Origin of the sequence: Ferrovibrio sp. (genome assembly GCF_046297595.1) — a bacterium.
Classification (GTDB): domain Bacteria; phylum Pseudomonadota; class Alphaproteobacteria; order Ferrovibrionales; family Ferrovibrionaceae; genus Ferrovibrio.
On the sequence record NZ_JBKBHT010000005.1, the window covers coordinates 191,017 to 205,467 of the forward strand.

15 protein-coding genes and 1 tRNA gene are annotated in these 14,451 nt (G+C 64.6%); 11 read left to right on the top strand and 5 right to left on the bottom strand.

Annotated features, from left to right (window positions below):
• Positions 1–213: 213 nt before the first annotated feature.
• The gene (locus ACK4FJ_RS14885; protein ID WP_409767502.1) at positions 214–564 is read left to right on the top strand and encodes a hypothetical protein; all 351 of its coding nucleotides are present in this window, start codon (positions 214–216) and stop codon (positions 562–564) included.
• 144 nt (positions 565–708) lie between these two features.
• On the opposite strand, the gene ACK4FJ_RS14890 is transcribed toward ACK4FJ_RS14885, so the two are convergent.
• The 3 genes from ACK4FJ_RS14890 to ACK4FJ_RS14900 form a co-directional block, all read right to left on the bottom strand.
• Positions 709–2,844, bottom strand: a complete 2,136-nt coding sequence (locus ACK4FJ_RS14890; RefSeq protein ID WP_409767503.1) for a ParB/RepB/Spo0J family partition protein — start codon at positions 2,842–2,844, stop codon at positions 709–711.
• A gap of 82 nt (positions 2,845–2,926) precedes the next feature.
• Positions 2,927–3,376: a hypothetical protein gene (locus ACK4FJ_RS14895; RefSeq protein ID WP_409767504.1), complete on the bottom strand. Its 450-nt coding sequence runs from the start codon at positions 3,374–3,376 to the stop codon at positions 2,927–2,929.
• Positions 3,376–4,338, bottom strand: coding sequence for an ArdC family protein (locus ACK4FJ_RS14900; RefSeq protein ID WP_409767506.1), 963 nt, complete (start codon positions 4,336–4,338; stop codon positions 3,376–3,378). The genes ACK4FJ_RS14895 and ACK4FJ_RS14900 overlap by 1 nt, the downstream gene beginning before the upstream one ends.
• Before the next feature lie 355 nt (positions 4,339–4,693).
• Between ACK4FJ_RS14900 and ACK4FJ_RS14905 the strand changes: the two genes are divergently transcribed.
• The 3 genes from ACK4FJ_RS14905 to ACK4FJ_RS14915 all read left to right on the top strand — a co-directional run bounded on the left by ACK4FJ_RS14905 (position 4,694) and on the right by ACK4FJ_RS14915 (position 8,774).
• Complete coding sequence (locus tag ACK4FJ_RS14905) at positions 4,694–6,547, top strand: HipA domain-containing protein (RefSeq protein ID WP_409767507.1); 1,854 nt, start codon at positions 4,694–4,696, stop codon at positions 6,545–6,547.
• Positions 6,548–6,830: 283 nt separating this feature from the next.
• Positions 6,831–7,076 (top strand): hypothetical protein, encoded by a 246-nt coding sequence (locus tag ACK4FJ_RS14910; protein ID WP_409767508.1) that lies wholly within the window; start codon positions 6,831–6,833, stop codon positions 7,074–7,076.
• 21 nt (positions 7,077–7,097) lie between these two features.
• Positions 7,098–8,774 (top strand): recombinase family protein, encoded by a 1,677-nt coding sequence (locus tag ACK4FJ_RS14915; RefSeq protein WP_409767573.1) that lies wholly within the window; start codon positions 7,098–7,100, stop codon positions 8,772–8,774.
• Here ACK4FJ_RS14915 and ACK4FJ_RS14920 read toward each other — a convergent pair.
• Positions 8,733–8,807: transfer RNA gene (locus ACK4FJ_RS14920), tRNA-Asn, on the bottom strand. The genes ACK4FJ_RS14915 and ACK4FJ_RS14920 overlap by 42 nt on opposite strands.
• A gap of 142 nt (positions 8,808–8,949) precedes the next feature.
• On the opposite strand from ACK4FJ_RS14920, the gene ACK4FJ_RS14925 reads away from it, so the two are divergent.
• The 7 genes from ACK4FJ_RS14925 to ACK4FJ_RS14955 all read left to right on the top strand — a co-directional run bounded on the left by ACK4FJ_RS14925 (position 8,950) and on the right by ACK4FJ_RS14955 (position 13,259).
• A complete protein-coding gene (locus ACK4FJ_RS14925) occupies positions 8,950–9,366 on the top strand; it encodes a PaaI family thioesterase (RefSeq protein ID WP_409767509.1) in 417 nt (138 codons plus the stop codon).
• A gap of 472 nt (positions 9,367–9,838) precedes the next feature.
• Complete coding sequence (gene rplM / locus ACK4FJ_RS14930) at positions 9,839–10,306, top strand: 50S ribosomal protein L13 (RefSeq protein WP_409767510.1); 468 nt, start codon at positions 9,839–9,841, stop codon at positions 10,304–10,306.
• 2 nt (positions 10,307–10,308) lie between these two features.
• Complete coding sequence (gene rpsI / locus ACK4FJ_RS14935) at positions 10,309–10,797, top strand: 30S ribosomal protein S9 (protein WP_409767511.1); 489 nt, start codon at positions 10,309–10,311, stop codon at positions 10,795–10,797.
• Between the two features lie 124 nt (positions 10,798–10,921).
• Positions 10,922–11,476, top strand: a complete 555-nt coding sequence (locus ACK4FJ_RS14940; protein ID WP_409767512.1) for a hypothetical protein — start codon at positions 10,922–10,924, stop codon at positions 11,474–11,476.
• A gap of 1 nt (position 11,477) precedes the next feature.
• A complete protein-coding gene (locus ACK4FJ_RS14945; protein ID WP_409767513.1) occupies positions 11,478–12,020 on the top strand; it encodes a hypothetical protein in 543 nt (180 codons plus the stop codon).
• Between the two features lie 116 nt (positions 12,021–12,136).
• Positions 12,137–12,694: a hypothetical protein gene (locus ACK4FJ_RS14950; RefSeq protein WP_409767514.1), complete on the top strand. Its 558-nt coding sequence runs from the start codon at positions 12,137–12,139 to the stop codon at positions 12,692–12,694.
• Positions 12,687–13,259: a hypothetical protein gene (locus ACK4FJ_RS14955; RefSeq protein ID WP_409767515.1), complete on the top strand. Its 573-nt coding sequence runs from the start codon at positions 12,687–12,689 to the stop codon at positions 13,257–13,259. The genes ACK4FJ_RS14950 and ACK4FJ_RS14955 overlap by 8 nt, the downstream gene beginning before the upstream one ends.
• On the opposite strand, the gene ACK4FJ_RS14960 is transcribed toward ACK4FJ_RS14955, so the two are convergent.
• Positions 13,256–14,440: a vWA domain-containing protein gene (locus ACK4FJ_RS14960; protein WP_409767516.1), complete on the bottom strand. Its 1,185-nt coding sequence runs from the start codon at positions 14,438–14,440 to the stop codon at positions 13,256–13,258. The two genes, ACK4FJ_RS14955 and ACK4FJ_RS14960, sit on opposite strands and share 4 nt — an antisense overlap.
• Positions 14,441–14,451: the final 11 nt, after the last annotated feature.

Below are 14,451 nucleotides of genomic sequence, written 5' to 3' on the forward strand. Positions count from 1 at the left end.
AACCCGTCCCGGCCGTCCTCTCCCTCTGATTCCAAAGGCTTGACGCGCAGCGCTGCCGCACAAACCGCTCGTTACAGCGCGACCAAGATGCGTGGGGGGTTTCGATCGTCGGGCGGCGTGACTACACTCCGTCGACAATCTCAAGGCGCGTATCCCCTTCGGCCTCCGAGGCCTGTCCGCGTCTTCGGTGCAACGCGGTCAAGGAGGCAAAGGATGAAAGCAAGCGCAGTCGGGATCGTCGCCGTGGTCGCCCTGGCGGTGGGATTTGGCGCAGGGTTCGGCCTGCGGCCGGTCTTCATGCCCACGACCTCGGCCGCCGCGGGCGTCGCACAGCCGACCGAGCAGGAAGCGACGGACGCCGTCCGGCGTCACAAGCTCTTCACGGGTACGTCGCTGGCCAACGCGACGCTGAAGCTTGGTGATTGCTCTCCGGGCGGTGTCGGCCCCGGCGTCACGTGCATGACGCAGCTTACGATGGACCCGACGCGGCCCAATGCTGCGCCCCAGAACCGCCCGATCGGGTTCGCGCGCGTCAACGGCCAATGGGAAGTGGCTGTCTGGTAGAGGGACGGCATGCCGCCGGTCGGTGGGGCGTCAGCGCCAACCGCAAACAAAGAAAAAGCCCGGCTGATCCCTGTGGCGCAGGGGGCCGGGCTCAAGTTTATCGGCATATAGGAGCTGGCAGCGATTGCCGCCGGACAGTGTCGATCATTCGGCGGCGACCAGGTGCGCTGGGTCATCCTCGCTGTCTGCCGAGGCCTCGTCGTTGCCCGCGAGGAAATCCGGCAGCGCCTCGGTTTCCCCATTGGCCTCGGCCGCCGGCCCGGTGGCCGGATCGACCTCGGCGAGGCGCAGCGGCTCGGGCAGCCAGCCGCTGTCGGCCAGTAACCGTTCGGCTTCCTTGGCCATGTCGCCCTTCTTCAGATGGTCGATGAGCTGTGCGGCCCGCTCGCCAGCCCCTTCGCGCACGGCTTCGAGGATGCGCGGCTTGGTCACGCGGCCGAGATAGTTATCGACAGTAGGCGTCCAGCCGACCTCCACCATGTCGAGCCGAACCGCACGGGCCAGCCGATCGGCCTGACCGAGGCGGCGTTCGAGGCTGTGCTGCGAGACGCCGGAGCCGCCATAGCGGTCGACCTTCTCGAACAGCGCGTTGACGCCGTAGCTGACGCAGTGGGCGAGCAGTGCCAGACGGCTGGCCTCGTCCAGTCCGTCGAGCCACTCCCACAGCGCCTGATCCTCCTGCGGGATGTCGGTCTTCCAAGCCTCCTGCCGCTCGCTGACAGCATTGGCGGATGCACTGTCCTTCAGGTCGGCGGCCTGCACGGGGAAGAAGACGTGCCGGACGCTGGCTTCCAGGCACCCGCCGGTGGTCGAGCTGCGCTGGAAAGTGTCGGTGACGAGCTTGTGCAGCAGCGCCGTCAGCGCGACATGGGGATTGTTCGCCAGTGCGTCGCGTAGTGCCAGCGTGCGATAAGCGGTCAGCTCCATCACGAGCCGCTCGGGCAAGGGCTTGATCGTCTCCTCCTCGTTATCCTCGCTCTCGGCCGACTGGCCGCCGATGGTGATCACGGCCCGCTGCGCCGACGGAGCGGCCGGATCGGAGCCCTCGGCGCCCTGGCTGGCGTCACCGCCATCGGTTTCGATGGTCACCGGCGCTTCGTCCTCCGGACGCACATGGCCGCGATCGATCGAGAGCGAGCCGTCGGCGTCGATGCTGATGAAGGTGCCGGCGCGGGCGATGTCGGCCGGATCATAGATGGCGGGCCGCTGGTCGAAGGCGTTCAGCGCCGTCTCGATCTCGCCAAGCCGCTCGTCCACATCGTCGGGCAGCTCGTCGGCGCCTTCATATTCCGCTTCCAGCCTGGCGTATTCGGCGTTGAGGGCCTCGAACGTCGTCCGTTCCTCGTCGGTCAGATCGGTAGGCGTGCCGGTGATCTCGCGCAGTCCGCGCGCGACGTCGTAGGGGTGGCTGACATCGACCTCGATCCATTTCCAGCCTTCGCCCGCAACCTCGTCGGCGATGATCTTCAGCTTCTCGGAAACCAGGCGATCGAGCAGCGCCGGGTCCTGCAGCCATCCGCCGTCGTCGGCCTGGAACAGATCGCGCATGATGCCGCCGCCGGCGGCCTCATAGGCGTCGAGCCCGACGAAGATCGCCCGCTTGTCGGACGCGCGCACGGTGCTCTCGGTCAGCATGCGACGGATCTGATAGGGCTCCTTGGACCAGGAGTTGCGGATCGACTCCCAGACCTGGACCTGACGCGCCTCGTCGGCCGAGACGGTGAAGGCCATGAGCTGCTCCAGCGTCATGCCGTCCTCGGCATAGACATCGAGGAGCGACTGCGCGACCGCGGCCAGGCGCAAGCGCTGCTTCACGACGTTGACGGGAATGAAGAAGGCCGCCGCGATGTCCTCCTCGGACTGGCCCTTCAAGCGCATGTCCTGAAACGCACGGAACTGGTCGAGGGGATGCAGCGGTGCGCGTTCGATATTCTCGGCGAGCGAATCCTCCTCGGCGAGGATGGCGGTTGAGGGATCGCGCACCACGCAGGGCACCGCGGCGGTCTTGCCCAGGCGCTTCTGCTTCACCAGAAGTTCCAGGGCCCGGAAGCGGCGGCCGCCGGCCGGGACTTCGAACATGCCGGTCTCCTGGCCCTCGGCATCGAGGACGGGGCGGACGTTGAGGCTCTGGATGAGGCCGCGGCGGGCGATCGAGGCCGCAAGTTCATCGATCGAGACGCCAGCCTTCACGCGCCGGACGTTCGACTGGCTCAGCACCAGCTTGTTGAAGGGAATGTCGCGCGAGGACGACAGGGTGATCTTCTGAACGGCAGTAGCCATGGGGATTTACTCCGCGACGGGCGGCCGAAAGCCTCTCTCTCGGCCTCCAACCCGTCACGAAAATCCCTCGGCCCTCTTCCTCTCAGGGGCTCGATGACGAGCGTCCGCCGAGCCCGGAACCATCGGGAGATGCGGCGCGGACGTCGCTCAAGAGTTCCTCTGTCGCCGTGAGCGCCTGTTGCGGCGACAAGAGCGCCGGCTCGTGCGCCGCGAGATCGCGAATACGATGACGGCAATAGTACGGCGAGAGGATCGCGACGAGTAGTGGCAGGTCTGGGGAGCTCGGATGGAAGCCGAACCGTGCGGCGGCATCCAATGCCTTGGTCAGATCGTGCCGGATTTCGAGCCGGCACCGTTCATCGCTCCAACCTCGGAATTGCAGGAAGGATTTGAGCGACAGTTCGATCGCACAGGCGATGTGGTGCAGCAGGATTTCACGGGCGTGGCGGTCATCCCGGGATAGGAGCTGGGCGCCGGCCAGAAATCTGGCGGCGTTCTCGAGCAGATGCTCGCCGCGGAATTGCGTTGTCATCAGGCCGCCTCCCGCTCATCGGTGTGGGCGGACGCTGGCACGAGCCGTTCGTCCTCGGGCAGAAAGCCGAGAATGTAGTCCGCCGCTTTGCTTGCCCGAGAGGCGGCGCGCACGATGGCGCGGTTGTCTTCGCGCAGCACCTCCAACCAGGCGGCAATGTAATCGGCATGGCGCACGGTCGGCACGATCCCGAGCGAGGCGCAGCAAAAGGCGGCGTTCATCTCGGCAATCAATTCCTCGAAGGCATATTTCTTCGAGCCGAAGGAGCCCGAGAGATCACGGCTCAGCCGGTGCGGCGCGCCGCTGGCATGCCCGAGCTCGTGCAGGGCGGTCCTGTGCCAGTTGATCGGCTCGAAATAGGCCTGCGGCGGCGGCACCTGCACATAGTCAAGAGCCGGCATGTAGAAGGCCCGATTGCCGCCGATCCGGAAGTCGATGCCGGTGGCCTCGATCAGCGCTTCGACCCTCGGTTCGATCAGACCAGGCGGCGGAGGCGGCGCGATGACGGCGACCTCTTCGGGCAGCCCGTCACACTGCGCGGCGTTGAACACCGTGAAGCGCTTAAGGAAGGGGATGGCCTGGGCTTCCTCGCCGGTTTCGCGGGCTCGCTTCTTCTCCTCGTCGGGAATGAAGCGGTCCGCATAGACGACCGTGGTGCCGCGCTCGCCCTTGCGGACGTTGCCGCCAAGGCCGAGGGCCTGCCTGAAGGTGAGCCAGCTCTGGCCGGGGAAGCCGTGCTCGATCACGGCGCCCCAGAGGATCAGCACATTGATGCCGGAATAGCCTCGGCCAGTGGCCGCGTTCCTCGGCATCGCGAGCGGTGCCTTCGCCGCCGCAGTGCCCCAGGGCTGGACCCAGGGCACGCGACCGGCTTCCAGTTCGGCGATGATCTTGCCGGTGATTTCGTCATAGAGGCTCGTCCGGCCGGAGCCGGACCGAGCGCTGCGGTCATGTCTGGACATCGCGGATCTCCGCGACGGGCGCCGGGAGCCTCTCTCCCGACCCTCAACCCGTCACGGCAAACCGGTCCGCACTCTCCCTCTCGCCGGGTCCGGGCTAAGAGCGCAGATCGCATCTACGGGAACACGGCTGTCCGGTTTCCCACGTCAGGGATGGAAGCCCGGAGGGGGAAGACCCGCTTGCCGGGGCTTCAGCTCTGCCGACAGCCCGGCCCGAAGGGCGACGTTCAGAATTCCTGCTGCCTGAAAACCTTGCAGCCAGTCTCGATGGGATTATCGCGTATCTGAGATGCGCGATAATCCTTGATTGCCTGCGCGAGATATGTGAATATCGCGCATCTGAGATACGGGACAATTCATGGCGATCCACCTTGTGGGCGAAACCATCGACGCGAAGCGGGCGCACCATCGTGCTCAAGCAGGGGAACTGACCCAGCTCGTCCGCGGGGTCTATGTCGAGAGCGATAGCAATATCGAAACCGAGATCCTCGGTCACGCCGTCCGCGTCGCCCATTATCTCTACCCCAACGCCTATCTGTCGTCAGCGAGCGCCGTTCTGCTGGGGCCAGCGCCAGACGGACGGCTGTTTATCAGCGGACGGCGTAATCAACGCACGCGCCTTCGCACTCTTGAGATCATCCAGAACGAAGCTCCGCCCAATCCATCGACGGCAAGCGCCGTGATCGGCGACGATCTGGGCGAATTGCGGGTGGACGTGTCCTCGCCGCGCCAGCGGTTTCTGGAAGCTTTTCGTCTGAGGAGCGAACACGCCAGCGCGATCACGGCCGAGATGCGCACTCAAATGGCGGCGCGCCTGGTCGAGGAGTTTGGTTCGCCACAGGCCGCAGCAGATGCGGTTTGGGCGCTGGCTCGCGAGAATGGCTGGTATCGCGAGGGCGAGAATGCCGAGCGTTTCCTCTTGGTGCAGCCCGGCGCGGGCAAGGCCCCGGTCAACAAGGCTGCGCTTGATCTTCTGGTTGCTTGGCACGGCGAGCTGCTTGGACGACTGATCCATGACGGCTTCGAGTGGCGCTGGAAGCCCCGGAAGCGGAGCGGGCCGCCGCTTGTACGCGAGACCACGCCGGGAAAGCTTCCAGCTTTCATCGAATCACTTTTGCCCGAAGGCTGGCTTGCCCAGGTTCTGCACGAACGCGACGAACGCGAGGCGCTTCGGAGCGGCCGACGCTATATGTCCAACATCGCGATCGTCCAGAGTTCCGACGAACTGGCGACCTTACCGGCGGATATTCTCGTGACGCCGCTCGCAGCGTTCTTCGAGAAGGGCCGCTTCACGGGACGCTATGCAGGACCGGCGCGCGGCGAGATTGAGGAGACTTTCGAACAGAAGCTCGCGCAAATCTTCGCGCGGGCGGAGACGCCACGCCTGTCGGGCGTCCAGATCAAAGCGCCGATGAGCCTGCTCTCCGATGGCGCTCTCGTGCCGGCTGTCGACGAGCCGTTCACGCATATCCTCAAACCCGCTGGCACTGCAGGGTTCGAGACGCTGCCGATCGTCGAATGGCTCTGCCTCGAATTGGGCCGCGCCGCTGGCTTCGACGTGCCGGAGGCGGCGTTGATCGAGATGCCCGATGGGATGCCGCCAGCTTTGCTGGTTGAGCGTTTTGATATCCGGCGCGGCGTCGAGGACCAGCGCCGTTTTGCGCTGGAAGACTTCTGCTCGATCCTCGATCTGCCGACCTCGGCCAAATATGACGGCACCATCGAACGCATGGCGAAGGGTCTCCGGCCGCTATCGACAGATCCGGCGGCCGACCTCACCATTCTTTTTCGTCGCGCCATTTTCGCTTGGCTGATCGCCGATGGCGACATGCACCTGAAGAATCTCGCGATGCTGAAGACGGCCGACGCCGGAGCCAAGACATTTACGTCAGTCCGGTTTGCGCCGCTTTACGATGCCGTCACCACCCGGGTCTTTCCTGGCCTTGCCGGTGACCGCATGGCCCTGAAGCTCAATGGCAAGGATGACCGACTGGGCCAACAAGATTTCATCGCTCTGGCGCGGACGATCGGTCTGGCGGCAGGCGAAGCGGAAGCCGCCTTGGCGGAGCTGGCCGAACGTCTGTCGGAGGGCGCGGCCGCACTAACTCTGCCGGAATTTGCGGGTCAGTCGGAGGCAGCGAAGGCAACGCGAGACAAGGTGATCGGTATCGTCGCCGAGCGATCGAGAGGCTTGATGGAGACCCGGTCTTGACGAGAGTTTCTGCGGCCGAACCAGCATTGGGCTGGTCATATCTCTCGCGCGACGCCCTGGCGCGGGCAAAGGCGCAAGTGGAGGAGACCAAGGGTGCCCGCAAAAACCGCCCGCGACCGCATCGCCCTGCCGCCGATTGTAGGTATTTGCGCTTCGCCACGACGCACCATGCTTCGCCAATGGAGCCGAGCGCAGCCGGGAGCGTCCGATATTTCGCTGCATGTTTCTCACGCAACCAACTGAAACTGTTCAATTTCGTGTGGTTCGATGCAATAATCGCGGCATGTCCGCCAACGTGTTGCAGTTCCCAGCGTCGCAGGGCGACGCCGACCTTTACGACTACGTCCGTCCGGTCCGGTCGGCGGCGCCCGAGCTGCGGTCACGCGCTCGGAAAGGGGTCGAGCACCAAGCGAGCCGCAAAGTCTCTGACGACTGGCCCGGTCACGTGCCGGTCACTGAGGCTGAGCTGGACCTTTTCGAGGTCCATTTCGGGCAGATTCTCGACGAGCTGTTGGGCTCGAAAAACTAATATTGTGAACGGAGGTTCCGCATGAATGCCAAAGCGACCCCCGCCTTGGCATCGCCGGGGCGTGCCGCACTCTATTTGCGTGTTTCGACCGGCCGGCAGGCTGAACACGATCTTTCGATTCCGGACCAGCGCCGCCAACTTCAGGCCTATTGCCAAGCGAAGGGGATCACCGTCGTCGCCGAGTTTGTCGAGCCGGGCGCATCGGCGACAGACGACCGGCGGCCTGAGTTTCAGCGGATGATGGATGCCGGAGCGCAGAAGCCTGCGCCGTTCAACTTCATCATCGTCCATTCTTTCTCGCGCTTCTTTCGCGATCAGTTCCAGCTCGAATTCTACTTCCGGCGGCTGGCGAAGAACGGTATCCGTCTGACGTCCATCACGCAGGATCTCGGCGACGATCCGATGAGCGTGATGATGCGTCAGATCATGGCGTTATTCGACGAGTACCAGTCGAAGGAGAACGCCAAGCACACGCTCCGGGCCATGCGCGAGAACGCCCGCCAGGGCTATTGGAATGGCTCGCGGCCGCCCTTCGGCTACAGGATCGTGGCGGCCGAGCAGCGGGGCGCGAGGACCAAGAAGAAGATCGAGCCCGATCCGGGCCAGGTCGAGACGGTCCGCCTTATGTTCCGCCTCGCACGGGTCGGTGCCGACGACGGTCCAATGGGGTCCCGCCAGATCGCCGACTATCTGAACACGCGCGGTATCCGGACGCAGACCGGGGGGCGCTGGGGTGTCGGGGCGGTCCACCAGATCCTGACGCGGGAGACCTACATCGGCCGCCATCGCTTCAACGTCTCGGGTAAGCGCAAGGGAGAGCAGAAGTCGGAAGACGAGATCGTCGATGTGGCGGTCGAGCCGATCCTCGACGAGGAGGAGTTTGCCGAGGTCCAGGCAGTGATGCGCTCTCGCAGCCCGCAACTGAAGGCCCCACGGTTCGTGACGGCCGGGACGCTCCTCGGTGGCGTGTGCTTCTGTGCCGACTGCGGGGGAGCGATGACGCTCCGTACCTCCGGCAAGGGCGACCAATACCGCTACTACACCTGCTGCACGACGGCACGGCAGGGGAAGACGGCGTGCCGCGGCCGCACGATCCCGATGGACGAGCTGGATACGATTGTTGTGTCGCATCTGGAGGAGCGACTTCTTGCGCCCGAGCGGCTTGAGGAGCTGCTCGCTGGCCTGCTTAAGCGCAGGGAGGAACACGCCGGACGCCTAAAGGGGCGGATCGCCGAGCTGAGGAAGCAGGCTGCGGACGCGGAAGCCAAGCTGACCCGGCTGTATGAGGCCATTGAGAATGGTCTCGCTGAAATGGACGATTCCAACCTCAAGGGACGGATTGTCGAGTTGAAGCGGATCCGTGATTCAGCGCGGGCCGATGCGGACCGGGCCGAAAACAGGGGAGAGGGCGACGACAATCGAGTGACGCCGGAGCTGCTCCGTCGGTTCGGCATTGAGGCTCGTAAGAAGATCAGGGATCGAGAGGGCGGTTTCCGGCGCCATCATCTCCAGGCGCTAGTTCAGCGGGTGGAGGTCGGAGCCGACGAAATTCGGATCAGGGGATCGAAGCCAAGGCTCCTCCAGACGCTTGTGGCGTCTGGAGGAAACTATGGAGTGGAAACTGCGGCGCACGGCGTTCGCAGTTTCGTTCTGAATTGGCTCCCAGGGAGGGATTCGAACCCCCGACCGGGCGGTTAACAGCCGCCTGCTCTACCACTGAGCTACCTGGGATCAGTGCGGCGCGCAACCTAGCCACCCAGGCCCGCCGCCGCAAGCCTTGTGTTCAAAAATTTCGCCCCGCCGTCCGGGCCCGCCGCAACCCGCTTTTCCCCAGCCGCGTCAGATGCTAAGCGGGAAGGAGGGGAGCCCGAGAATGAAAATGACCACGGCCGAACTGGCCGCCTTCCTAGACCGTGAATTCCCGCAGATGGCGCCGCTGCGGATGCGAATCGAACATTGGGACGGCACGGCCCTGCGCCTGGCCATGCCCATCGGCGAGGCGCAGCTGCGCCCCGGCGGCACGGTGTCGGGCCCCACGATGATGACGCTGGCCGACTGCGCGGCCTATCTGCTGCTGCTCGGCCTCATCGGCCCGGTGGCGCTGGCCGTCACCACGAATCTCAATATCAACTTCCTGCGCAAACCGGGCACGGGCGAGCTGTCGGCCGAGGCCACCATGCTCAAGCTGGGCAAGACGCTGGCCATCGTCGAGATCGCCATCCATTCGGCCGGGGTGGACGAGCCGGTGGCCCATTCCGTGCTCACCTACGCCATCCCGCCGGCAAGGTAAGCACCGGCTGGCGACACCAGACAGCGGGCAGGGGGTGCCGGGCCGGGCTTGACCGGCGGGATATTGTTCCTACATTGTTCCCTGCGCGTGTGGTGGCCCGGCCGTAAACCCGCCCAGACTGAAATGGACGTGAATGGGCCTGAATCGACCCGAATGGACCTGAACGGACCCAGATGGACCTGAATGGACCCAAACGGACCTGAACGGTTCAGAATGAGCTGAAACCGGTGGTTTTTGGGTCGATGCGTCAGCGGGCGGATGAAAAAAGGCACGCAGGACTGCCGGCATGCGGATGAGCGGTCATGTTAAGCGATTGATTTATATGGAATGACGCGGTGGTAAAATAATACCGTTATCTAAATCGTTGATTTATATGATGAGAAGGGGTTTGACAGCGCGCCAGAAATCGCCATAGTGCGCGCCGATCCGGCCGCCGGTTTTCCGGCGGTTATTTCCATCGTCAGGAAGTCCGATGAAGACCTACAACGCCAAAGAGTCCGAAGTGGACAAGAAGTGGGTGCTGATCGACGCCGAAGGCCTGGTTCTGGGCCGTCTCGCGTCGCTCATCGCCATGCGTCTGCGCGGCAAGCACAAGGCGATTTTCACGCCGAACGCCGATACCGGCGATCATGTCGTGGTGATCAACGCCGAGAAGGTGCGCGTCACCGGCCGCAAGGAACAGCAGAAGGTATTCTACTGGCATACCGGCCATCCGGGCGGCATCAAGGGCCGTTCGATCGGCGAGAGCCTGTCCGGCCGTTTCCCCGAGCGCGTCATCATGAAGGCCGTCGAGCGCATGCTGCCGAAGGAGAGCCCGCTGGCTCGCCGTCAGCTCACCAAGCTCAAGGTCTACAAGGGCCCGACGCATCCGCATGAGGCACAGCAGCCGGTGAAGCTGGATGTCGCCGCGCTCAATCCGAAGAACAAGAGGAACGACTGATCATGGCCGAGGGACGTACACTCGCCGATTTGAGCAAGGCCGACGCCGCCACCAAGGCTGCCGTGGCCGCCAAGGCCAATGGTGAAGAGCGCAAGCTCGACAAGTTCGGTCGCGCCTACGCCACCGGCAAGCGCAAGGATGCGGTTGCCCGCGTGTGGATCAAGCCCGGCTCGGGCAAGTTCACCGTGAACGGCAAGGAAAGCAACGACTACTTCGCCCGTCCGGTGCTGCGCATGCTGCTGCAGCAGCCGCTGGTGGTCACCAACCGGGTCGGCCAGTTCGACATCATGGCCACCGTCGTCGGCGGCGGCCTGTCGGGCCAGGCCGGCGCGCTGCGCCATGGCATCTCCAAGGCCCTGACCTATTTCGAGCCGGGCCTGCGCCCGGCCCTGAAGGCCCAGGGCTTCCTGACCCGCGATCCGCGCGTGGTCGAGCGCAAGAAGTACGGCAAGCCGAAGGCCCGCCGCAGCTTCCAGTTCTCGAAGCGCTAAGTTTTTCCGGACCATCGGTCCGGGACGAAGAGGGCCGGGAGACAATCCCGGCCCTTTTTTACGCCCGGTTAACCGTATCGGGCGGATTCTTCATGTGAAATTCGTTCGGAATCCGCCATCCGCCATGACACTCACCGACGCCTTCATCCTGGTGATCCCGGCCCTGCTGCTGCTGCTGGCCGCCGGTGGTCTGGCGCCGCATATCGAGCGCATGGCCTATTACCTCCATGACTCGGGCGACCTTCGCCAGATCAACGGCATGACGCCGGCACAGCTCGAGGCCCGTCACGGCGAATGCCGGCGCGAGCAGGAGCGCCTGCGCGTGCTGATCGCCGACATGGACGACCACATCGAGGGCCTGCAGCGCGAACGCGCCAACCTGCTGGGGCAGGAGCGGGCGCTGGCCGACATCACCGCCAATTTCGTCGCCGAGGCGGGCTATCCCACCGTCGGCGCGCTGGGCTATTTCATCAAGCTGGAAGGCCCGTCGAAGGAGATGCCCTTCGCCGGCCTCGCCTCCACCGCCACCGCGCTCAGCGGCCGGCGCCAGGTGCGGCTGGTCACCTGGGGGCTGGCGCAGCTCGAGGCGCAGAATTTCGCCATGAACTGGGCCGGCGATGGCGCGCGGCTGGTGGCGGTGCGGCCCTTCGAGGGCCGTCTGCTTTGGCACGAGGCCTGAGATGCCCGATCTGGTCTCCATCCTCGCCATTATCATCATCCTCGCGCTGGTGGGCCTGACGCTCGCCATCGTGATCGACCGCGGCCGCATGGGCTGGGCGCGCGCCGCCGCCGAAACCACCGCGCGCCGCCGCCAATACGAGGACATGGCCGAGCGCATCCGGCATATGGATCGCGTGATGGAGGAACAGAAGGCCGACCTGGTGAACAAGGAAGGCAAGGCCGCGGAACTGGCGCGCGAAATCGAGACCATCAAGGCCCAGCTAGACAACCGCGAATTACCGTTCCGCTACACCACGGTGCCGATCGCTAGCGGCGACATGTATGGCCCCACTTGGCGGTTCGTGGCGCGCCAGCCGGCCCTGGCCGAGGGCGCGCCCGCCGATCATCCGGCCGCCCAGTGGGATACCGGCCGCACCTATATCGTCGCCACCGTGAACCAGTCCGAGGCACGGTCGGTGATGGACCGTCTGCTGCCGCGCCATCGCGGCTTCACCATCGTGGCGGTCGGCGCCATCGTCTCCAACGCGCCCACCGCCAGCTAGGCCTGGCGCGAGTTATGGTTAAAGGCGCCCATTGGCGAGTCGGCGGTAAATGATCCGTTGATTTGGCCCGGGCTTTGCCCGACAGTTGCTCCAGGGAAAATGTCTGGGGCCGCGGGATGGATCCCGTCGATATCGTTTTTGCGCTGCTGCCGTCGCTGCTGATGTTCTTCGCCGTGTCGCTCGGGGCCAACAGCCTGGAGCGTTACGTCTTCAACTATGCGCGCGGCCGTTTCGAACTCGACCGCCTGGCCGCCGAGGTGGAGCAGGTGCGTGGCCGCATCGGCAATATTCGTATCGAATATGATGCCCTGCTGGAAGAGAAGGCCGAGCAGGAGCTGCGCCTGGGCGAACGCCAGTCGGCCTATGGCAGCATCATGGCCCGCGAGGTGGAATTCAACGATCCGCGCAACATGGTGGTCTACGAGATCGGCACGCCCAAGCCGCGCATGACCGGCTGGTATGTGAAGGCGATCGGGCCCGAGATGCATGAGATGTTCAGCGGCCCAGGCTCCACCGTCTGTCCATTTCCCGGCCGCCGCGCGGCGCGGCTGGTGATCTGGGGCCTGCCGAACGAGGAAGCCGTGCGCCTGCGCGCCAAGAAGACGTTCGGCGCGTTGTCGGAAATCATGGTGATCCGCCCCTTCGACGGCAAGCTGCGGCTCGGCGATGCCTGATTTCACCCTTCCGCAATTCATCGGCGTTCTGGCCGCGGCCGCCAATATCGGCATCGCCGTGATGATCATCATCCTGCTGGGCGAACGCTCGCATGCCGCCTGGACCAAAGTGCGCCTGCGCGCCGACGAATTCGTCGCCATGCGCGCCCAGATGGAAGTGACGGCGGCCGAGAGCGAACGCGCCGTGCAGCAGCTGCGCGACGACATCGCCGGCCTGCAATCCCAGGTGCAGCGTGCCGAGCAGGATATCGAGGCGCTGCACAAGCGCCACCGCGAGACCGACCTGCCGATGGGCTATGTCGCGACGCCGGTGGATGTGGTCGACCGCCGCTATCGCACTTGGCGGGTGATGGTGCGCAATCCCGACCTGGGCGCCGATGCGGGTTCGTTCAGCCATCCGGCCTATCGCTGGATCGAGGGGCGTCTGTTCGACGTGCCGGCGGCAAACATGGAATATGCCGTCGAGATGATGCAGGCCCGTTTCCTGGCCCGCGACGGCTATACGGTGGAACCCGCGCGCGAACGGCCGGCCGCCACCAGCATCGAAGCCGCCGAAGCGATCTAGCGGTTCAGCTCCCGCATGCCGCGCTCCAGGCCTTCCAGGGTGAGCGGGAACATGCGCTGGCCCATGATCTGGCGGATCACGCCCACCGATGGCGTGAAGTCCCAGTATTTTTCCTGCACCGGATTGAGCCAGATCGCCTTCGGGTAGGCGTCCAGCAGGCGCTGCAGCCAGATCGCGCCGGCTTCCTCGTTCCAGTGTTCCACGCTGCCGCCCGGTTGCACGATCTCGTAGGGGCTCATGGTGGCGTCGCCCACGAAGATGATCTTGTAGTCGTGCTGGTAGGTGCGCAGCACTTCAAACGTGGGCGTGAACTCGCTGTGGCGGCGACGGTTGTCCTTCCACAGCTTCTCGTAGACGCAGTTGTGGAAGTAGAAGAACTCCATGTGCTTGAACTCGGCGCGCGCCGCTGAGAACAACTCTTCCGTCACGCGGATATGGTCGTCCATCGAGCCGCCGATATCGAACAGCAGCAGCACCTTCACCTTGTTATGCCGCTCGGGCACCATCTTGATGTCGAGATAGCCGGCATTGGCGGCCGTCGACTTGATGGTGTCGGGCAGATCGAGCTCCATGTCGGCGCCTTCGCGGGCGAATTTGCGCAGGCGGCGCATGGCAACCTTGATATTGCGGGTGCCGAGCTCGACGGTGTCGTCCAGGTTCTTGTATTCGCGCTTGTCCCATACCTTCACGGCACGGCGGTTGCGCGACTTATCCTGGCCGATGCGCACGCCTTCGGGATTGTAGCCATAGGCGCCGAAGGGGGAGGTGCCGGCAGTGCCGATCCACTTGTTGCCGCCCTGGTGGCGTTCCTTCTGTTCTTCCAGACGCTTCTTGAGCGTCTCCATCAGCTTGTCCCAGCCGCCCAAGGCCTCGATCTGGGCTTTTTCTTCCTCGGTCAGCACCTTCTCGGCCAGCCTGCGCAGCCATTCCTCGGGGATCTCGGCCGTGATCTCGTTGCCGGCACCGATGAAGGACAGGCCGTTGAAGCACTGGCCAAAGACGCGGTCGAACTTGTCGAGGTTGCGCTCGTCCTTCACCAGGGCGGAGCGGGAGAGGTAGTAGAAATCCTCGACCCGATACTCGGGCACGCCCTTGTCCATCGCCTCGATCAGCGTGAGGTATTCCCGCAAAGTGGCGGGCACCTTGGCCTTGCGCAGTTCGAGAAAGAAATTGATGAACATGGCGTCCTCCC